Below are 20,262 nucleotides of genomic sequence, written 5' to 3'. Positions count from 1 at the left end.
TATTATGAACTTAAGAAAGTATGAACTTAAATGACTTAGCAGCCAATGTGCTGCAACAACAACGCAGTACCCCAGATTTGATTGCAGATGCTTTGCGAGAGGCGATCGTGCGGGGAATTTTTCAAGAGGGACAATCTCTCAGACAGGATGAAATTGCTACTCAATTTGGAGTGAGTCGCATTCCTGTGCGAGAAGCTCTACGTCAGCTTGAAGCCGAAGGATTGGTGAAGCTGCATCTCAATCGTGGAGCAACAGTGTCAGCAATTTCTCCAGCAGAAGCACAAGAAATCTTCGAGATTAGGAGTGCATTGGAGGTAAAAGCAATTCAACTGGCAATTCCCAAGCTAACTGCATCAGATTTAGAAAAAGCCACTGTCATTTTAGAACAGACAGACCAGACAACTGACGCAGGAATACTCGCAAAACTAAACTGGGAATTCCATGAAACGCTTTATGAGATTGCACAACGTCCTCGACTACTGACGATGATTAAAACTCTACACCTAAATGTTGACCGTTATGTCCGTCTTCAGATGAGTCAGATGGATTACTTAGAACGCTCCCAAAAGGAACATTATCAATTATTAGAAGCTTGTCAACAGCACGATACCAAAGCTGCTGTTAAGCTACTCAAAAAACACATTGACACAGCAGGAGAGCAACTAGTTGCATACTTGCAACAAAATATTCACAGCTAAAACATATAATTGCCACAACTTATTCATACTTATGAGAAATAATACATTTATGACCGATAATTCTCTTTGAAGAGGCTTTTTATGGTACTTAAATATTTTGAGAAAGTTGTCATCACAGAGTTACCTGATTCATGTGTTGAAACAAATAATAACGTTCCTATTTACTCCAAGTACTGTATGCAACTGATTGTTCAAGATGGAGTTGCTGTACCTTTTATGTTTGCTGATAGTTTAGAAGAATTGATGCCCTATCTTAAAGCAATGGAGAAATCAACATATGTATAAAAAATATTCTTAATTTCTTTTGGTGCGTTAGCGCTCACGCTAACGCACCAAAAGAAATTAACCACCAAATAACGTAATAGGAGTGTCGAGAATTTTTAACTGAACTAATGCCAGAATCACAAGAGTATAGAGCGTTGAAGAAACTAGACCTGTAAGTAATTCTTTTTTCAAATTACGCTCTTTGGCTTGATTTGGCAGAACATCCATAGCTCCGAATTGCATCAAGAGGATACCAACAATGTTAGAAAGCCAGTACCCTACAATTGAGCAAGGCAAGAGTAACTTTGGATTAAATAAGCTACAGACATAGCCAAAACCATAAGCAATTGGCAAATTGAATAACAAGTCATTCCACCAACACAGTGGTGATAGCAAATATCCAAGAACTAGAAAAAATCCGCCTCTAAGTTTCTTAAACGTATTTTGTTTCCAGTCCCCAAGAACAGCCAACTGTAACTGCTTTGGGGTTGTTTGTCCTGCTGCGCTTGATTCCTGACTGACGGCTGGAAGATTTATCATAATACTTCATAATTTTTATGTCCTTTCCGTACTTTAAACGAAAAACTAAGAAAAAGTCTAGTGGGGATCAAACATTTAGCATAGATTGATCTACTTTTTCTAGTTTCCACGCTTTGCTTGGAGGATGAAGACGTATCAATTTCTACTTTCTGTAGAGAGAAAAAATCAAACCTGCTCCTGTAACATTTTTATTGAATTTGTGACAAAGTCAGTAAAATAACTGTATAAAATGCAGAGAACAAGAGAAGAAGCACAAACAGAGAGATTTCACAATTGACTGAGAATTATAATAGCTATAATTAAGATAATGCTTTCTATCAAACAAAAATATGACTAATTCATCTTTAACTAATTTGTTGTTAATAGCAGGAACTGTTTTCCTTGCAATTGCGGTTATAGGGCAAGCCAGATTGGGTTTTGCTGAAATTAATCCTGGTTTTTTTGGAAGATTGTTAGCTCTCATTATTGGTTTGTTTAGCTTAACTGGTGCTGTTGTCTTAGTATTATTTCCAGTAGAAATCGTTGATTTGATCAGAAATTATTTGGCACAGCAAATTCAACAAAACTTAGGCTTGATTATCCAAGTTTAAGCTTTCACATAACAGATAAGCTGTAGCTAAAGAGTGCGTTACTTTTGAGGTAACGCACTCTAACAATTAATTAGAAATTAATAATATGCTCCGATAAGGCTATACATTAGCGCTGTCAGAACTATCAAAGTAATAACAACGTATGTCAATTCTCGCTGTTTTAGAAAAATAAACAGAGAAATGACCACGCGAAGAATTGGAGTAGCAACAAGTAGCAGCAGTCCAAGCTGAATGATACCACGACGACTACCCGACAAAACTGCAACCGCAACCCCTGTAGGAGAACGGAAGTGGGATGGTTCTCCTTGAAAAAATTGATAGTCAGCTCTTTGCGCACCGTGGCGAATCAAATATAATATGCCGCCTATTAAAACGACAGTGCTAGCAAATATAACGCCGTACTTTAGCACATTACTAAGCAGCTGCTCAAGTTGCAGTTCGCTTAGTGTTTTCGTTTCTTCCTTGTTTGCATCAACCTCATAGTTGTTAGGAAACTCTGCTATTACACTGGTGTGCTGGGCTAACTCTTGAATATCACTGTCTGATTTTTTCTGCTGCACTTGGAATTTGATAACTTCGCTTTGTGATGGTGTCGATGAGCTCCACCAGAAACTAAAACTTATTTTATTCATTTTAAAGCTCCCCAAGCAAACTGTTATAGACCATCTTGAATGCCATCACTACCAGCACAACAGAGAAAATAATTCTTAAAGTCTGAGTGTTGGCTCCTATTAAAACTCGCGCCCCCAAAAAAGCACCAGGCAATACCCCCAACATGACTGGCATTGATAGTCCTGGATCGATGTAACCACGTGCTAAGTAAACTCCTGCTGAAGCCGCTGCAGTTACACTAATCATAAAATTGCTGGTGGTTGTAGAAACTTTGAACGGGATACCCATAATTTGATCCATTGCCAAGACTTTAAACGCTCCCGAACCAATTCCAAGTAGTCCAGAAAGGACTCCTGCGACTAACATCACACTAAACCCACTGGGGACAGAATGAACTTGATATGACATTAGTCCTTCTGGAGTCGGGTAATTACTATTAAGTTGTAAATAAGTTCCTAAAGCGTCAGTTGACTCATTTTCCGCGTTGTTAAGTTTGGGTTGTTGTGACAGGTAAGCGGAATAAAGTAAAACAACAGCAAGGACGATGGTTAGTGCTTTGACAGAAATCAAAGTGGCAATCAAAGCTCCTATTAAAGCTCCGATTGTCGTTGCTACTTCTAAAAACATTCCCAATCGCAGATTGGTATAGCCTTTTTTTATATATGTAGATGCGGCACCTAAGGAAGTTGCAATCACAGACACCAAGGAAGCACCAACCGCGTAGCGGATATCAACTCCAAAGATTGAAGTTAATAAGGGGACAATGACAACTCCACCCCCTAAACCAGTGAGCGCTCCTAAAAAGCCAGCCGTAAATGCTCCAATCCAAACTAGTAAAGAAAACTCTAGGATATTCAAATTTTATTCCTCTGTAATTATAAATGATATTAAACTAAAAAAATAGAATTTTTGCGCTAATAATTTCAGTTTTTATTTTAATTTTTCTAGGAATTGATTAAAGTTTTTTATAGTGGACTGCTGAAAACGAAATTTCAACTTTTCATCACTTTCGGCTACAACCCACTCTATTTGTTTTATAATTAAATGCAGAAACGCGGAATTCCGCGTCTCTACAACTTTGCCTCATCACGTGAGATAAATTCTTATTCCTCACCTATCAACTGCGTTTCCTCTGGAAGTAATGTTGTTTCCTCCGCAGGAGGAGTTTTACTAACAATGGTGTCTTTAGTCAAATGAGGTCTAATAATCAAACTCACGCCAATTGCCCAGCCTATAGAAACCATCCATCCTGCTAGAATATCACTGGGAAAATGAACTCCTAAATAAAGTCGTGTCCAGGCAATACCTAATACAAATAAACTCCCAGTAATCGAAACCACCCAGCACCAAACACTACCCCAGGTTAAAATGACGAGAACTGCTACCAGTGTCATAGTTGCCATAGAATGAGCACTGGGAAATGAGAAACTTGGCTCAGAAACAAGTGATTCCCATTCCCAAAGGTGAGGACGCACTCGATGCATGAATTGCTTTGCTGTACCATTAATGATGGCGCTTCCGATCTCAGTGGTGAGTAGATAGGTGAGCGATCGCCACCGTTTTTGGATCAACAACACCAGTGCAATCACACAGACAACGGGAAGGACAATCTCAATTTTCCCAAACAGAGCTAGCGTTACGGCTATAACATCCAATTGCGGCTGTGCTGTAGAATGAACTGCTAGGAGAATCGGCACATCCCACGGGAAACCACCTTGATTCTTCCATACCTCTACCGCCAGCAGTCCAAAGATTTGCAAAGGTAGATAAACCCCAATCAAGAGCAGTACAAGGGAACGCCAACGAGCAACAAGCAGCTTTTTAGAGAAGTTGAGGAACGACGGGATAAGCTTGCTCAAATTAGTGCTAAACATTTTCTATGAAACTTAAGAGAGTGTGTACGACTAATGCTTGTAATATACGCACTTTACCGCATACACCATACACCACCTCTCTTTACTAAGGTAGATTGGAAGCATTTGCACTACTGCGAAAAGATTTTTTGGGAAAAAATATATGGCAGATACTACACTGTTTAACCTGAAACAAGAGTTGATTTCTATTTCAACAGCCACTGATATTGGATTTAACAGCAACACAACGTATCGTCAGCAAATTGAGAAATTAGCCGAACAAATTGAGGCTGTTAATCAAAATAGTGAACCGACAAGCCATATGGAATTGCTTCAAGGGCGCTGGCGGCTTTTGTACAGTACGTTTGGATTAGAACAACAAACAACTCTTTCTCGTCTTTCTTTCGGTAAGTTGCCTAATGTAACAATCAGCGTTACTGGTTTGTTCCAAGAGATTTCCACAGCTACTGCGCAGTACAACAACCTCATTGAGTTTATCGCAGGCTCTGGTGTCAAGGGTGTTACTGTGGTTATGGGGCGCTACACAGTGATGGACTCTAAGCGTCTTGCTATTGATTTTTTGGAAACTTCTGCTTACAGTGCAACCGATGATTTGAATGACGCCGCTTTTCGAGAGGCTTTAGGAGTAGATTCGGCGTTACTTTTGAAATCAACACTTTCTGGCAGTGGTTGGGTGGATATTACTTATTTGGACGCAGATTTCCGCCTTATGCGTGGTAATCAGCAGAATTTGTATGTGCTACAGCGAGAGTGAGTTACTACATCTCCTGCTTCAAGTATGGATGTAGCACGTAGCCGTGCTACGTGCTACATCCTCAGGAGTTTTGTTCCTCTCGCCGAAACCTCTATAAAATATTTACCAGCTCATTCAGGTTGTGGTTTTTGAAAAGCATACACATCTTTCGATAACGAATTTCAGCCAGGTTGGTACTCGCTGGGAAAGCAGCATCTTTTGTTTTGTGGTGATACAGCCTCACCCCAATTTTTTGAACGTATACCCTCAATACTCAATAAACTTCCTTCTGGCTGTTCTGGCGGATACTCTGCAACCGCAGCGTCCATTTTCACTTGTTCTGGTAAAATAGCCAGCATCAGGCTAGTTTCTGCATCCCCTGCATGAATACCGACTTGTTTTTCCTTTAGCGTCACTAATTCCGAAGTGATATGCGGGACTCGCCAAGTAAACAGCGGAAATACTAAAAACTCATCATACTTAATATGCAAATCCCGGGCCACAATTTCCATAACTTGGGGTTGTCCCCCGTGGGAGTTCATCAACACCAATTTCCGAAACCCAGCACGGTAAACACTTTTTCCAACTTCCATCAGAGTTGCTATGAGAGTTTCAGCGCCCAGAGTCATTTTACCAAGAAAGTGCCAGTGTTCATTCGATTTGCCGTAATATAAGATTGGCAGAGCATATGCTGGGATGCTTGTATCTAGCTTTTCCAACGCTTTTCCCAGAACCGCCATACCAATGGCAGCATCGACAATTAACGGCAGATGAAGACCATGTTGTTCAATTGACCCTACTGGTTGGATAATGACTACATCTTCCTTGTTTGGCATTGCTTGAATGTCAGTCCAACTGAGGTAGGGAAAAAAGCGTTTTGGGGGAATAAAGCTGTGGATATATTCAACAAGGTTTGGAGCACTCCTTGCTGATTTTACAAAAGTTATGAGGAACAAAGCTAGATTTTTCAAATGTTGAAGTCAGAAGCAGAAAAAAGTATGATAAATTCCCACTTTTGTAAGCTATTTCAAATACAAAATCTAGCTAAGTATAGATTGTATAATCGGCAGAAAAACCTAACCTCAATTGGTTATTGCTTAGATATTGTAGACAATATCAACCAGTTAGTAAACACTCACGAAAGAAAACCCAATGGTTGAAAATAATGGAGCTATCCGCACCCTATCGGTTGACATTGGTGGTAGTGGTGTAAAAGTTATAGTTTTGGATATTACGGGAAAAGGCTTAACAGAAAGGGCGCGAACAGAAACACCCCAACCTGCGAAATCAGAACCTATAATTGATGCAATTGTAGAGCTAGCAGCGACTCAAGGTGAGTTTCATCGCGTTTCGGTGGGTTTTCCTGGTGTTGTGCGCAATGGAGTGACGCAAACAGCCGTGAACTTAGATCCAGATTGGATCGGGTTTGATTTAGCTACAGCATTGTCAAAGCGTTTGGACAAACCTGTACGGGTGATAAATGATGCCGATATGCAAGGTTTGGGGTCAATTTCCGGAAAAGGTGTGGAATTGGTGATTACCTTGGGTACAGGCTTTGGTTCGGCCTTATTTGTAGATGGTAAACTCGTGCCGAATTTAGAAATGGGACATCATGAGTTTCGTAAAGGAGAAACTTACGAGCAACAGCTAGGACGTGCTACCTTGGAAAAGGTAGGTGAAAAGAAATGGAACAGGCGCTTAGAAAGAGCGATCGCATCTCTGGAACATCTGTTCAATTACGATTATCTGTATATCGGTGGTGGTGAAGCGAAAAAAGTAGATATCAAATTACCATCAAATGTGAAGATCATCCCCAATATCACTGGTTTATTGGGTGGTATCGCTTTGTGGAAAGATTGAAGAGAAAAAGAAGACAAAAGGACTAAAGCAAAAGCTTTAGTCCCGATTGTCGAAATTTCGCAAATAACACAGCAGTAGACAACTCATCCCTACTATCGTCGGAACTGACGGATACTCAAAGTTATCAACACTGTGGCAAAAACCAGTAAATCAACGTTGGTGTTCAGGATGTCGGCTGCTTGATCTAACTGCCCTACGGGTAGATAAACTTCTAGTCGTTGGACGTCCAAGCTGGCTTTCATCATAAATACATCTTTGGAGAGAAGACAAAAAAAAATTTATTAATTATATCAATAGTCTGTTAGTTAACAAATAAAATTCCTCCCTAGTGGTGTCTTCCTGGCTCGAATTGTTAGTCTATATTTTAGTTAAAGAAGAATAACAGCTAAATCTAGCAAAAAGGACTAAAAAGTTTTAGCAAATAATTGACAGTTTGAATACACCTGATATTAAAGTTGTTGCATTTAACTAAAACAATAAATAAGCTTTTGGACTGTAAATTTCTGACTTTTGATTATGATTATGATGCTTTCTCGCTTTTCTAAATTGCGTAAAAGCCTTGCCCTCTTTCTTGCTGGTTTGGGGATTACTTTAGGAGTGGGACTATCTCCTTTCACACCAGCTAATGCTATTTCCTGGGGTCAGTTACTTTTTAATGGCGCTCAGCTTCTGCAGCTTTCCAACCTGTCAACAGAGCAAAAAGTCGGGTTAGGTCGCGAAATTGATCAACAGGTACGCAGTAATTACAGACTCAGTACCAACGCTAATGTTAGTCGAATAGGTCAACGGTTAGCTAAAGCTAGTGATTGTTCTCAAACTCCTTTTAAATTTTCTGTCGTTCAAGACCGAAGCATTAATGCTTTTGCAACCACAGGTGGTTATGTTTACGTCCACACTGGATTGATTAATGCGGCGGATAATGAAGACCAGTTAGCAGCGGTTATCGGTCACGAAATAGGTCACATTTGCAACGACGACTTAGTGGCTAAGCTAAAACAAGCGCAACTCGCTCAAGGCGCAGCCTCACTGGCTGGATTAGATCGCAGCACCGTCGCTGCTGCAGCTTATAAGCTTGCTGTAGATCTACCCAACAGCCGTCAAGCTGAATATAATGCTGATGATAAAGGACTGCGATATCTCGAACGAGCAGGTTATAACCCTAATGCTATGCCTGCATTTTTGAGCAAATTGGTGAACCAGCGTTCTGCACCAAGCTTTTTGAGTAGTCACCCAGGAGCGCAAGAACGTATTTCTGTATTAAAAAGAAAAATTGCTGCTCGTCAGTGAAGGTAGTTAGGAACCCGGTTTCATCGAGAAATTGGGTTTCCAACCTATAAAGTTATCTTGTCGAAGTCGTGTGCGAATAACTCAAGTCGCGGGTTATCAAATTCTGGGTGCTTTGTAACTGTCTTTTCATAAGATGGTGTTCAGAGATCTTTGCCCACAAATGATACATGAAGTTTCTATTGATAAAAAAATATATCGTATTATTAACTTATGTTTCATGCCTGCTTTTTTTCTACAGTGAATATATAATCGGAGATAACGTTTATACTAAGAACGCAATATTACGCTGAAACCCAATATCAACTTAATGTTTTCACTTGGCGATACCGCCAGATAATGCTGTTAAGTGTTTGCATACACTTGCAATGGAACATCATGAGAGCACATGATTGCTTGTAGTTAGCAGAAGTTAATTTCACAAAGAGGTTGACTTAAGTCACGTTTACAGCTACAATTCTTAACAAATTTACATGAGTCTGCCTAATCCACGGATTGCCCAAAACATTTTGTTACATCGGGGTAAGCCTGGAGCGGAGGAACCAAGTTTGGGGCTAATCTCATAGGAGAGCGAAGAATGAAAAATGAAGAATGAATTAAGACAAAAATTACTCCAGTTTTTTCTCCTGTCTTTTTTTTTCTTTCTTCTGTTCTGTGAGAGGGACATCTCTCAGTCCTAGCCCGTCAGCTAACTTCGTCGGCATTGAGAGGAGACTGAACGAGCCGCATTCTTATGAGTAATGCATTGTTCTCGTCAGTGTCCTTGGCTGGTATCTGTGCGCTTCGTTGTACCTGCCCTTGACTATGAGGAAAAGACCATATTACCTTTTCTTCCAGTCTGTTGAGGCAGGAAAAATTGTTATATGGTGAAGTTTAACTATGTTACCGACCAGAAAACATCGCATTGCTCTGATTTCTGTTGATGGAGATCCTGCTGCAGAAATTGGACAGGAAGAGGCTGGAGGACAAAATGTCTATGTGCGTCAAGTAGGTTATGCCCTTGCGGAACAAGGTTGGCAGGTGGATATGTTCACCCGCCAAAGTAGTCCTGAGCAGGCTACGATTGTGCAGCATGGGCCATTATGTCGCACGATCCGATTGAAGACTGGACCTACTGAGTTTATAGGGCGAGATCACTTATTCGAGCATCTACCAGAATTTATTGCAGAGTTTCAGACATTCCAGCGGGAGCAAGGATTTCAGTACCGTTTGATTCATACTAACTACTGGTTGTCCTCGTGGGTGGGTATGGAACTCAAAAAACAACAGCCGTTGATTCAGTTGCATACTTACCACTCTTTAGGAACAGTCAAGTACAGTGCGATTTCTGATATTCCAGCAATTGCTAGTAAGCGAATAGCCGTTGAAAAAGCCTGTCTAGAAACCGTGGATCGAGTTGTTGCAACTAGTCCTCAAGAACAGCAACATATGCGAAGACTCGTTTCCACCAAAGGGAAAATCGAAGTCATTCCTTGCGGAACTGATGTCGATAAGTTTGGGTTGATTCAAAGGTCTGCAGCACGGCAAGAGTTAGGAATTGCACCTGATGTTAAGATGATCCTCTATGTCGGTCGCTTTGACCAACGTAAGGGGATCGAGACATTAGTACGAGCCGTTGCAAAGTCTAGTTTGCGGGATCATGCTAACCTGCAACTTGTTATTGGAGGTGGTTATCGTCCAGGTCATAGTGATGGGATCGAGCGCGATCGCATCGCAAGCATTGTCGCAGAACTCGGATTGGAAAACTGTACAACCTTTCCAGGTCGCCTAGATGAGGCTGTTATCCCCTCCTACTATGCAGCCGCAGATGTTTGTGTTGTACCTAGTCACTACGAACCTTTTGGTTTAGTTGCAATAGAAGCAATGGCTAGTCAGACTCCAGTCGTGGCTAGTGATGTTGGGGGGCTGCAATTTACAGTCGTACCTGAAGTGACTGGGTTACTCGTTCCCCCTAAAGATGAAGTCGCTTTTGCTACTGCTATTGACCGGATTTTGCTCAACCCAAATTGGCGAGATCAATTAGGTGAAGCTGGTAGACAACGAGTAGAGATTGCGTTTAGTTGGTATAGTGTCGCATCCCGCCTGACTCAAATCTACACACATCTACTAGCTCAAACCATGCCCTCAATAGAGAGCAAACCTCAAATTGCAGCTTAATTTCTACCGATTTGATAGTGTTGCGGAGTTTTTCGTAAGGTGGCGACTGGTGTTACCAAGTGCAAGCTCGAAAATAATCCGGACTTAGCGCTAAAAACGCAGCACTAATAAAGAGAGCGATTTTGCATCATGCTGCACCAAATCGCACCTAACGTGCAGAAACAGTAAAAAAACAAGTCACTAAACCTTTCACGTCAGGGAGTTATTAATATGCTGAACATTGGAGATTACGCACAGCATCAAATCACAGGGCAGATAGGTCAAGTTATTGGTTATGGACATCAAATACTGCATGGAGTCTATTTAACCACCTTAAAAGTACAAGCAAGCAACCTTCAAGGAGTTGAGAATCACAAAAAATTTATTGAGGATGTCTACTCCGCCTGGATAATAGCAAATCCAACACAAGGCGACATGGCACTGCAAGGTTAATAAGTTTGGAGATATCGGGATTATGAATAAAGCTAGGGGAAGCCTAATCGGATTTCCCCGGCTTTGTTTGTAGACTTTTTGTGAAATGGTATGGGAGCATTGCAATGCTGTGCTCCCACACCATGTGGTTTGTGCAAATGAAAAGCCCTGTGATCTCAAGTCCATCTAATTTTTGATTCGACTGGTATGATTATTTTTACTTTTACAGTTTTGATGTTGGCAAATAACGTGAAATTAAGGTTTACTCTTAGGATAATAGGCTGTACGCTGCTAACGGTTTTAACGCCTACCATACTAACTGCTCAGACTCTTCCGTATGGAACAGCCCGCCAACCTCAGACTTGCTCATCGAGGGTAGAACCAAAAAAAGGAGCGCCTAGTATCGAGCAGGCAAAGATGTATTTTCTGTGCGACCAAGAATCGCAGTTTGGGACTCCTGGTCAAGGTGGTAGCAATTTTGTGCGCCTTATCAGCGATCTCACTCTTCACGTTGCCTCCAACTCTCGCCCAGCCAATCTAACCGACCTGGAATATAACACTAACCAAAGAGGGGAGCATTTAAGCATAAGTATGGACAAACCCGTATACGATATTCGAGGAAGCTTCACTCATCATACTTGTTATGAGATTAGGGGTAGAAGTTATTTGCCTGGAAAGAATTGCACTGTGGAGCAATACCCAAACAGCACGGGCATCTGTTTCCAAAATACCTTTGGCGACTGGCACTGTCGTATGAAAGGTTCATCAAAAAAAATTGGCCGCGACTTACCACCACCTGAGAAGTAGTGAACTGTACTACTGCCACTTCCAATGTTTATCAATTCCTTAACGTAACTTTCTGCACCACTGCTTATTTCACCCCGAAAATAAGGAGAAAAGGGGCGGTTCCACAAATAAATTTAAGGGCTTGCGACCAGATTGCACCTTGTGCAGGGGACAACAATTTTCGAGTTTTTCTTTTCCCCCTTGCCCCCAGCAAGAACTGCACCCCTGCTTGGTTCGGTCAATCCACTCTTAAAAGCGCTTCACCTCGTTGATAGAGTTCGCGAGCATAGTCAGTCCAAGTTCCTTGTCCCCAGTATCGGAAACAACTTGTTTGCAATAATAAGTTGTAGAGTAATGCTCTTTGATAATCGGAACTCTGTGTCACTGAAGGATCTCGCTGAACTAATGAATCATATTTTTCATGAAATAAAGCACTGAGTTTCTTCATTGGATCTAACACATTTTCGTAGCCTTGAACCCAACTTAAATTGTTCGTCCAAGAAGCACCATCCATGTGAAATTGATGGTCTGTTTCCTTTAATTCTGTTATTGCTTTTTCCACAGCTTCTGGTGTAGAATTTCCTGGTTCTACTCGCTGCCAAATTTTGTGTTGCTGTACGCCTTGACAGGTTGGATATTCATCTGGATTCACACCAGCAGCTTCAATTAATTCCAAATATTCAGTACCGTTGAGTGCGACAATTCCTGAATGATTGTTTCCGGAATCGCGAATTTCATGATAGATTCTAAACAAATCGCGGGGATATTCGTTCATCATAACGCCGCCATTTTCCCCATCAGCAATTTGAGTGACAAGCGAGGGAACTTTAACATTACCAATTTGCTGTTGACTTCTTCCTTTCGCCTCAAAATAAGGCTGCATCTGAGCCACTAACTTTGTGTCGGAACCTTGAGTTTTGATTAATGCTGTAATGCTGATGGTTTCACCTTTAGAATTGCGGGCAAGCAATCGATTTGGAATATATTTATCCTCATGACGTAAGCCTGAACCATCCAGACGTTCTACTGAATGTTCTTGCACCATCAGCCAACGATATCCGCATTCTTTGAGAGCTTTGATATATTCAAACAAAGTATCTGGATGGTTTGGTAAGTGCATTTCTGGGGGAGAAAAGCCCTTCACGCGCTGTAGGGCTTCATAGCCGAAAATGGCTGCAAAGTAATGTTGCCAAGCTTGAATTTGGAGTTTAATGTCAGGAATTGGTGTGGAAGGAATAACCGCATGACTCCACATTGTTCCCAACCATTCGACGTAAGGCTGATATTGAGAGTCACAAGTTAAACGTTTGAGATTATTGATAATATCCTGTCGTCCCATTTGTTGTAACCCCCACAACAAATTACCCGAGTAATCGAGCATAATTCGAGGATTGCAACCTTCGGATATAAGTTGAGGAATAAAATCGCCCATGCGGCTATAACACCAGGCAAATGGTTCTGCGTTATGGTTATCTCCTTGATGGGGATGTTCAAACATATACTGGAGATGGCTGATAATTTCCCCGTGAGCACCCGCAGGAATGCTGGGTTGATGCATATGGAGAGCACAAGCAAAGCCAGCCGTGATATTTTCTAAGCGGAGATTGGTGGTGTTGAGAAATACAGGGTTATCTTGCTGAACCACAGAATTAATTTCTGCCTCACAGCCGCAAATATTGGGTAATCCTGTCCGGAATTCTTCCAAAATTGGTAGATTAGCAGATGATTTTGTTGCAGTCATAGTCGTTCCAAATAGCTTATTGAAAGACGAAACCAGCCAGCAAAAGAGGTAAGAGTAGAAGGACAGACACTATTAACAACAGAGTTCCCGGATCAATCTTAATCTGTGGTTCGCGCATTGTACACCCTTTTAGAATAACAGGTATTGCAAATCATGAGTTACAGGATTTACGCAAAAATAACGTAGTTGTGTCATTGCGACGTAACAAAGCAATCTCACAGTCTTGTTTTTTCGTAACTCATGCGTAAGTTCTAACTACAGGTCACCATACCTTAACATGCCTCTTGAGACAAACAGTCCAAATCCCCATCCAGAAATTTAAAATCAGGGAGAGAAGGTATGGACTCAAGAACGATGGTTGGTGGGCGTAATTCCCATTGTTTCGTTGAGACTTGCAAGTCTTTGATTAATCCTGTTCGGATATCCAGTACCCAACCATGAACCACTGGTGCTTTTTGATCATAAAGTGCTTTACGCATAATAGAAGTTTGGTATAGATTTTTAACCTGTACCAGAACATTGATTTCTGCTAGACGATTTAGACGTTCTTCTTTTGTGAGCAAAGCATCGATGTCGTCTTGGTTTTGTAAGTAGATTTCTCGGATCGGATTCACCCAATTATCAATGATTCCAATGGTTTTGCCTTCTAGCGCCGCCTTAATTCCACCGCAACCGTAGTGACCGCAAACTATAATGTGTTGAACTTGAAGATGAGAAATTGCGTATTCCAAAACGGCTAAAAAGTTAATATCCGTTAGAGACACTTGATTAGCAATGTTGCGATGGACAAATAACTCTCCAGGTTCTGTGCGCGTAAAGTTGGTTAGCGGTAAACGACTATCAGAACACCCAATGTAAAGATAGGGGGGTTTTTGTCCGGTGGCTAATTGTTCAAAGTAGTTGGGGTTCAAAGCCAGTTTTTCTGCAACCCAAGCTTGATTATTGTTCAGGAGTTCATCAATGCTGTGATATTTCATTAATCTTTAGCAAAGTCTAGGGTTCCAGGTATTTGCGCTTAGTACAGCATTTCATAAATTCATAACGCAATTCTATGAGATCATTTGGCTAGCCTTTTTGAAAGAAGCGATAAGAGCGTTGTTTATAAACCCCTACTAACGCCATATGAAACTCAAGGAAAGAAGCTGTCAGTTGTTGTGAACTTGTGCAATACAGTACTTACTTCTAGTTTGAATTGGGCAATCCAGTTGACGCTATACCCAGCCACTAAATTTAGCATTTTGATAATAAATTTAATGATAATAAATAATTCTTTATCCTCGTGATCATCATGTTATTGACTGATACCATACTAGCTTTGATACAGGTTGATACTGGCTAGAATTTCTTAATTTTGTTCCTGATGAACTACTTTTATTCAAGAAAAATATATGAATTAATATTATATACGATAACTGGAGATTAAAGATATTTTTTTCATCTATAGATCACATTGTTGTTTGTTAATCAGTATATTATATGCTAGGTTGCAAATCATGGTTTTGAATGAAAACCTCATGTTAGCAAGAGAGAAACCTTTCATAAAGAGCAATTAGAATTAAACTCATTCAACAGGAATCATTGAGACTGAGAATTATCAGGAGAGAAATTGTGGCTCAAGATTATTCAGCAAAATGGTGGGCGGCGTTTATCTGTATTACAGTTATCGAAGGAGTTTTGCTTATTTTGTTAATTTCTAGACAACCGACTCCACTTCTTTTTGTAGCAATCATTGCTATTGCATTGCTACTGTTTTTTATTCCTCAGCTTGATGATGTTATTGCATTGACTTTTGATAGAGGAAAGCTAGATAACAAAATAAATTCAATTGGAAAAAAACTCTCTGCCACAAAGGCAAGAACTGACAAGCTCGTTTTGTTATCTATGTCCAAATCTATGTTTGAAAATCTCAAGAAACTGGCTGGGGGTAACTTTGGTTCTTATGAAATGAATGATAATCTAGAAAAAGAGATTTTTCACCTGAAAGATATAGGATATATAGATGTTGGTAGAATTCGTGACATTCCTTATAAAGATAATAACCTTTCCGAGTACGTAAAAGTCACTGATTTAGGTAAGCAGTATATCGAGCTTCGTAAAAGTACAGAAGAGGACAACAAAGGTTAGTTTTAACTTGATTAAATTTAGCCAGGGAACTCTACACTTGATTCTATTTGATGCTAATCTTTCACCCTTAAAGTCATAACTTTATATGTGGTTTGAGTCAGATAAAAGCTGACATGTTGCTCTAGACTCGCCCAACTTACATCTTGCACCAGAAAAGACAGATGTCAAACTTATTACATCTTCTTTGACTCGTTCCCGTCCGCCTAGGACTTGAAGTCCCAGGCTCATAGACAAAGTCCATTAAAATGGAACGGCACGTGCTACAACGGGGGGAACCCCCGCAACGCAGTGCCTCCTAAAAAGAGATACAATTTGTAAGTCAATTTAGATACTGTTTAGTACAAGTCTTGGTGGTTTACTCGTAATAGTGCTAGATTTCAGCCAAACAACATCGGGAATGACGTTATCGGCTTTTTGAAAACACCAAACCAAGGTAAAGCGTCTCGGTTTTTCCTGGATATCCGTCAATTGTAGTGAACTATATATAAAGCGCACGCACGATCCGCTGCAGGCGGCAGCGCTAGCCCCTAAGGGGCGCACTGTCATTGGACGCGATGCTCCAGCTCTTAGCCGCCCAAAGAGCGCGCCGCAGCGATCGCCACACAATACAAAATCTGTTACCTTATAACACGTAGTTCTGAAAGCACGTATGTTAAAGAGTAAAATTACTTACGTTTTATTTACCCTGAGCTTAATCATTGTTCTTAGCTGGACTACTCTTTCAAGGCTACCAAACCTTCTCACTTGCCATGAATCAAATGTTATTCGAGGAACAGGTGAAAGATTCTACACACATCCCCAGAAAATCATAGTTGAGCCTTGGCGGGGTGAGCATCACGTTTACGCAATTTTTATGATTCCTGGTGGAAATCTCAATGATAAGCTGTTCACAGTCACTATAAATGGTACTGGCACTTTCTGCGGAGAACTTATTTTTGCTGGCACCACTGTTGCAGACGGCGTTTATGCTAAGCCAGGATATTACCTGATGAAGGCATTATTCCATACTCGGGCTGCTGTATGGTTGATTTCTCAAGGTAAGAAAGATGAGTTAAAGCAGCCTCGTAATTGGAAAGTTGGTTATGGAAAAATACAAAAACCGGGATGAAGCTTGGCATAATTTTGATTATTGATCCCTATTAATGATTAGTTGTACAAAGGATCATTTTACAAAAAATTATGCTACGTAGTTTCCGACGATACCATCGCCAGATTGCCATTATTTTGTGCCTACCATTATTTCTGACTGTGCTCACTGGTATGGCGTACACTATTCTCAATGAATGGTTCCACCAGCCTGAGTTAGCTGTATTTCTCATCAAAATTCATACCCTAGAAGTCTTGAATCTACAAGGAATTTATCCCTTTTTGAATGGTTTAGGATTAATCGGTTTATTGATTACTGGTGTAAGTATGACAGGTTTGTTTCGTCAACGCACTAATAAAAATACGCTGGGATAATTTCACATTAAGGGCGAATAGGGAACGCTTAACAGGAATTAAAATTTCCCTATTCCCTCCAAAGAGCGAAAACCTGTGGAGCACAACGCCGCACCTATGACTACAATAAATCCATGACTGTACGATAATAAGCTTCAAGTTGAGCAACAGTCTGCGACTTGCGTTTTGTATCCCACTGACTGTGATCATAAAGTTGTTGACGCAAATCATCCACGTTAATAGTAGTCACTTTGCCATTGGCGACTACCTGCTTACCATTTACCCAGACACTTTCTACCGCATTAGTGGGACGACCAAGAATTAATAAGCCAATCGGGTCTGTACGCGGTAGTAGTGATAAACTGGTAAGGTCATACATCACCAAATCGGCTTTTTTGCCGACGGTTAGGGAACCGAGTTTGTCAGCCATGTTCAGTCCTTTTGCACCACCCAGAGATGCCATCTCCACTGATTGACGAGGTGTAATCCAGTGTTGGTAATCGAAATCTGTGATGTTGTGCAGTATGGAACCGATTTTGATGGCTTCTAGTAAATCTTGAGAATCGTTGCTAGATGCACCATCACAACCAAAACTGACGTTGACTCCAGCTTGACGATATTTCAGAATGGGGGCGATACCGCTGCCTAGACGCAAGTTACTTAAGGGATTGTGGACAACTGTAGATTTGGTTTCGGCGAGTATTGTGATATCGGTGTCAGTTAAGTGGATGCAATGGGCGAGGGATGTGCGATCGCCTAAATACCCAATCCGCCCCAGATGTTCAACCGCACTACAGCCATATTTTTCTTGTGCGAGTTTCTCTTGCGCTTTAGTTTCCAGTAAATGGGAGTGACGGCAAAGATTGTACTTATCGCTTAACTCAATACATCCTTGGAACAAAGCATCAGAACATAATTGTATTCCTGTGGGGGCAACTAAAATACTCATACCCTCATCTGGGCGATGAAACTGTCTGACAGCTTCTTCTATGAGTTCGAGTGTCGCCTGAGTTGAGCGAAAATAAGCCTCATGATTTTGTTTGGTTTCTCCTGATGGTATTCCAGCAGTCATGGATTCATCTTGAATTAGAGGGGAAACAAAAGCACGAATGCCAATTTCCTTGTAAGCGCGAACAGCTGTTGCAATTGTTTCCAACTCTTTGCCTGGAATGAGGATGAGATGATCCACCACACTCGTTCCACCGGAAAGTAAAGTTTCTACTGCCGTTCCCAAAGCACTAAGGTAAACTTTTTCTAGATCAAGAGGCGCAAAGTCGTAAAGTTGTGCTAACCATAATTCTAGAGGAAGTGGTGGAATGATACCTCGTTGCCACATTTCTGAGGAGTGGCTGTGGGCGTTGAAAAATCCTGGCAACAGGAGTTTATTTTCACCATTAATCGCCGTACCGATAACCTCTAGACTGGGTGCAATAGCGGCGATGGCCCCATCTACGACTTGCACATCCACAGTTGCATAATCATCAACAGTGGCAATTAAAACATTTTGAATTGTAAAGTTCACGGCTTAAACCTTGATTAAGTATAAGTAATAGAACGTTTTGGAAATTTTCAAGTTACAAAATAAAGGATGGTGTTGGGTGTAGCAATCTATGAAGATACCTGTTCGGAATTTAGGAATTGCACCAAACGCATGGGCAGTAAACCATACGTTTGCAGATATCACTCGTTCTCCCCAGATCCCACAACCCGTTATTTTATCAACAGAAACCAAAACCCTCCGCCTTGACTTGGCAAAAACTGCCATTCTCGTCATTGATATGCAAAACGACTTCTGTCACCCTGATGGCTGGTTGGCGCATATCGGTGTGGATGTCACCCCAGCGCAGAAACCTGTTCAACCTTTACAAATCTTATTACCTGAACTGAGAAACAAAAATGTACCCGTGTTCTGGGTGAATTGGGGAAATCGTCCCGACTTACTTAATATTAGTGCCAATCTGCTTCACGTCTATAACTCCACTGGTGAGGGCGTGGGATTAGGTGATCCCTTACCGAGTAACGGCGCTAAAGTACTCATGGCGGGTAGTTGGGCGGCGGCGGTGGTAGATGAACTCCAACAATTACCCCAGGATATTCGTGTAGATAAATATCGTATGAGTGGTTTTTGGGATACCCCTTTGGATAGTATCCTGCGGAACTTGGGCAGAACAACACTACTTTTTGCAGGAGTGAATGCTGATCAATGTGTGATGGCTACCTTACAAGATGCCAACTTCTTAGGATACGACTGCCTACTAGTTAAAGATTGTACTGCGACAACTTCGCCTGAGTATTGTTGGTTAGCGACAATATACAACGTCAACCAGTGCTTTGGTTTTGTGAGTGATTCGCAAGCAATCTTAAACGCACTTCAACAAAGCCCTGGATGTTGAATAGTGATTTCCTTTGCCTTTGTATGACCATATAACCATAGAGAGATGGTTACCACTTCCAAACTCAGGACTCTTTACACAGATAACTTTAAAGGAAACAAATTATGTACGCGACTAGTTGTATGATTCCGGTGATCAAATCTCCCAAAGATTACCAAGCATATCGCATTAGTCCCAATGACTCAAACCGCTTGGCGATTATATTCGACACCGCAAGCGCTAATACTTCTTTGACTTGTTGCGTAGAAATTTTTGATGTTGGTGGGAAAACACCACCCAATCGTCATCAATTGGCGGTGGAACTGTTTTTTGTCCTCAAAGGAGAAGGAATCGCCAGTTGTGATGGCAAAGTAGTCCGAATTAAAGCAGGAGATAGTTTGTTAGTTCCTGCCACTAGCACTCATGTGATTGAAAATATCGGTTATGGTCGTTTATATACGCTGACTATTATGGTTCCGAATGAAGATTTTGCGGAATTGATTCGTAGTGGTACGCCAGTGGAGTTGGATGAGGAAGATATGGCAGTGTTGGGGAGAGTGGATAGCTTAATGCCATGTAAAGTGTGATTTATAGGAGTTACGCAGAAGAGATCCCCCAGCCCCCTTTTTAAGGGGGCTTCTGTCATTGCGAGCGTAACAGAGTGAAGCGTAAGCGCAAAGCGCACGCTAAGAGCGAACGCGTTCGCATAGCGTGTCCGTTTGGCTTTGCCGTGCCCGTTCGCGCAGCGTGTCCCTTTGGGACTCAGGGCTCAGGAC

The 20,262-nt window shown here is 41.2% G+C and carries 23 protein-coding genes and 1 riboswitch; of the genes, 14 read left to right on the top strand and 9 right to left on the bottom strand.

The window, feature by feature from the left end; genetic code table 11:
- Positions 1–20: 20 nt before the first annotated feature.
- Positions 21–698 (top strand): GntR family transcriptional regulator, encoded by a 678-nt coding sequence (locus AC5590_RS24465; protein ID WP_169265979.1) that lies wholly within the window; start codon positions 21–23, stop codon positions 696–698.
- Between the two features lie 81 nt (positions 699–779).
- Positions 780–983, top strand: a complete 204-nt coding sequence (locus tag AC5590_RS24460) for a hypothetical protein (RefSeq protein WP_169265978.1) — start codon at positions 780–782, stop codon at positions 981–983.
- A 57-nt stretch (positions 984–1,040) separates the two neighbouring features.
- Here the strand turns inward: AC5590_RS24460 and AC5590_RS24455 are convergent, their stop codons facing one another.
- Complete coding sequence (locus AC5590_RS24455; RefSeq protein ID WP_169265977.1) at positions 1,041–1,502, bottom strand: DUF7980 family protein; 462 nt, start codon at positions 1,500–1,502, stop codon at positions 1,041–1,043.
- Between the two features lie 329 nt (positions 1,503–1,831).
- On the opposite strand from AC5590_RS24455, the gene AC5590_RS24450 reads away from it, so the two are divergent.
- Positions 1,832–2,092, top strand: coding sequence for a hypothetical protein (locus AC5590_RS24450; RefSeq protein ID WP_169265976.1), 261 nt, complete (start codon positions 1,832–1,834; stop codon positions 2,090–2,092).
- A gap of 77 nt (positions 2,093–2,169) precedes the next feature.
- Here AC5590_RS24450 and AC5590_RS24445 read toward each other — a convergent pair whose 3' ends face one another.
- From AC5590_RS24445 to AC5590_RS24435, 3 genes are all read right to left on the bottom strand, one after another.
- A complete protein-coding gene (locus AC5590_RS24445; protein ID WP_169265975.1) occupies positions 2,170–2,724 on the bottom strand; it encodes a DUF1634 domain-containing protein in 555 nt (184 codons plus the stop codon).
- Between the two features lies 1 nt (position 2,725).
- Positions 2,726–3,562: a sulfite exporter TauE/SafE family protein gene (locus AC5590_RS24440; protein ID WP_169265974.1), complete on the bottom strand. Its 837-nt coding sequence runs from the start codon at positions 3,560–3,562 to the stop codon at positions 2,726–2,728.
- A gap of 245 nt (positions 3,563–3,807) precedes the next feature.
- Complete coding sequence (locus AC5590_RS24435) at positions 3,808–4,578, bottom strand: phosphatase PAP2 family protein (protein WP_169265973.1); 771 nt, start codon at positions 4,576–4,578, stop codon at positions 3,808–3,810.
- Positions 4,579–4,720: 142 nt separating this feature from the next.
- Here AC5590_RS24435 and AC5590_RS24430 point away from each other — a divergent pair, with 142 nt between their 5' ends.
- Complete coding sequence (locus tag AC5590_RS24430) at positions 4,721–5,332, top strand: PAP/fibrillin family protein (protein ID WP_169265972.1); 612 nt, start codon at positions 4,721–4,723, stop codon at positions 5,330–5,332.
- A gap of 161 nt (positions 5,333–5,493) precedes the next feature.
- Here AC5590_RS24430 and AC5590_RS24425 read toward each other — a convergent pair whose 3' ends face one another.
- Positions 5,494–6,210, bottom strand: coding sequence for a creatininase family protein (locus AC5590_RS24425; RefSeq protein WP_169265997.1), 717 nt, complete (start codon positions 6,208–6,210; stop codon positions 5,494–5,496).
- A 253-nt stretch (positions 6,211–6,463) separates the two neighbouring features.
- Between AC5590_RS24425 and AC5590_RS24420 the strand changes: the two genes are divergently transcribed.
- The gene (locus AC5590_RS24420) at positions 6,464–7,171 is read left to right on the top strand and encodes an ROK family protein (protein WP_169265971.1); all 708 of its coding nucleotides are present in this window, start codon (positions 6,464–6,466) and stop codon (positions 7,169–7,171) included.
- A gap of 92 nt (positions 7,172–7,263) precedes the next feature.
- Here the strand turns inward: AC5590_RS24420 and AC5590_RS24415 are convergent, their stop codons facing one another.
- Entirely contained in the window at positions 7,264–7,416 is a 153-nt protein-coding gene (locus AC5590_RS24415) for a hypothetical protein (RefSeq protein ID WP_169265970.1), read from the bottom strand.
- Between the two features lie 277 nt (positions 7,417–7,693).
- On the opposite strand from AC5590_RS24415, the gene AC5590_RS24410 reads away from it, so the two are divergent.
- The 4 genes from AC5590_RS24410 (at position 7,694) to AC5590_RS24395 (ending at position 11,830) form a co-directional block, all read left to right on the top strand.
- Positions 7,694–8,458: a M48 family metallopeptidase gene (locus AC5590_RS24410; RefSeq protein ID WP_370460803.1), complete on the top strand. Its 765-nt coding sequence runs from the start codon at positions 7,694–7,696 to the stop codon at positions 8,456–8,458.
- A gap of 483 nt (positions 8,459–8,941) precedes the next feature.
- Positions 8,942–9,173: riboswitch (cyclic di-AMP (ydaO/yuaA leader) on the top strand.
- A 161-nt stretch (positions 9,174–9,334) separates the two neighbouring features.
- Entirely contained in the window at positions 9,335–10,612 is a 1,278-nt protein-coding gene (locus tag AC5590_RS24405; protein ID WP_169265969.1) for a glycosyltransferase, read from the top strand.
- Positions 10,613–10,822: 210 nt separating this feature from the next.
- Positions 10,823–11,044, top strand: a complete 222-nt coding sequence (locus tag AC5590_RS24400) for a hypothetical protein (protein ID WP_169265968.1) — start codon at positions 10,823–10,825, stop codon at positions 11,042–11,044.
- A gap of 186 nt (positions 11,045–11,230) precedes the next feature.
- Positions 11,231–11,830 carry a hypothetical protein gene (locus tag AC5590_RS24395; protein WP_169265967.1) on the top strand — a complete coding sequence of 200 codons (600 nt, stop codon included), beginning with the start codon at positions 11,231–11,233 and terminating at the stop codon, positions 11,828–11,830.
- 217 nt (positions 11,831–12,047) lie between these two features.
- Here AC5590_RS24395 and AC5590_RS24390 read toward each other — a convergent pair whose 3' ends face one another.
- Together AC5590_RS24390 and AC5590_RS24385 are read right to left on the bottom strand one after the other, a co-directional pair.
- Positions 12,048–13,550, bottom strand: coding sequence for a polysaccharide deacetylase family protein (locus AC5590_RS24390; protein ID WP_169265966.1), 1,503 nt, complete (start codon positions 13,548–13,550; stop codon positions 12,048–12,050).
- A 272-nt stretch (positions 13,551–13,822) separates the two neighbouring features.
- Positions 13,823–14,527 (bottom strand): carbonic anhydrase, encoded by a 705-nt coding sequence (locus AC5590_RS24385; protein WP_169265965.1) that lies wholly within the window; start codon positions 14,525–14,527, stop codon positions 13,823–13,825.
- A gap of 631 nt (positions 14,528–15,158) precedes the next feature.
- Between AC5590_RS24385 and AC5590_RS24380 the strand changes: the two genes are divergently transcribed.
- The 3 genes from AC5590_RS24380 (at position 15,159) to AC5590_RS24370 (ending at position 17,135) form a co-directional block, all read left to right on the top strand.
- Positions 15,159–15,674: a hypothetical protein gene (locus AC5590_RS24380; protein WP_169265964.1), complete on the top strand. Its 516-nt coding sequence runs from the start codon at positions 15,159–15,161 to the stop codon at positions 15,672–15,674.
- Between the two features lie 649 nt (positions 15,675–16,323).
- A complete protein-coding gene (locus AC5590_RS24375; protein ID WP_169265963.1) occupies positions 16,324–16,782 on the top strand; it encodes a hypothetical protein in 459 nt (152 codons plus the stop codon).
- Positions 16,783–16,853: 71 nt separating this feature from the next.
- On the top strand, positions 16,854–17,135 hold the full coding sequence (locus AC5590_RS24370) for a peptidase (RefSeq protein WP_169265962.1): 282 nt from the start codon (positions 16,854–16,856) through the stop codon (positions 17,133–17,135).
- A 100-nt stretch (positions 17,136–17,235) separates the two neighbouring features.
- On the opposite strand, the gene AC5590_RS24365 is transcribed toward AC5590_RS24370, so the two are convergent.
- A complete protein-coding gene (locus tag AC5590_RS24365) occupies positions 17,236–18,636 on the bottom strand; it encodes an amidohydrolase family protein (protein WP_169265961.1) in 1,401 nt (466 codons plus the stop codon).
- Positions 18,637–18,724: 88 nt separating this feature from the next.
- Here AC5590_RS24365 and AC5590_RS24360 point away from each other — a divergent pair, with 88 nt between their 5' ends.
- The gene (locus tag AC5590_RS24360) at positions 18,725–19,507 is read left to right on the top strand and encodes a cysteine hydrolase family protein (RefSeq protein ID WP_169265960.1); all 783 of its coding nucleotides are present in this window, start codon (positions 18,725–18,727) and stop codon (positions 19,505–19,507) included.
- A gap of 104 nt (positions 19,508–19,611) precedes the next feature.
- Positions 19,612–20,073: a cupin domain-containing protein gene (locus tag AC5590_RS24355; RefSeq protein ID WP_169265959.1), complete on the top strand. Its 462-nt coding sequence runs from the start codon at positions 19,612–19,614 to the stop codon at positions 20,071–20,073.
- The last annotated feature ends 189 nt before the right edge of the window (positions 20,074–20,262 follow it).

This window comes from Brasilonema octagenarum UFV-OR1 (genome assembly GCF_963888615.1).
Taxonomy (GTDB): Bacteria; Cyanobacteriota; Cyanobacteriia; order Cyanobacteriales; family Nostocaceae; genus Brasilonema; species Brasilonema sennae.
This window is presented reverse-complemented; position numbering and strand designations above follow the sequence as displayed.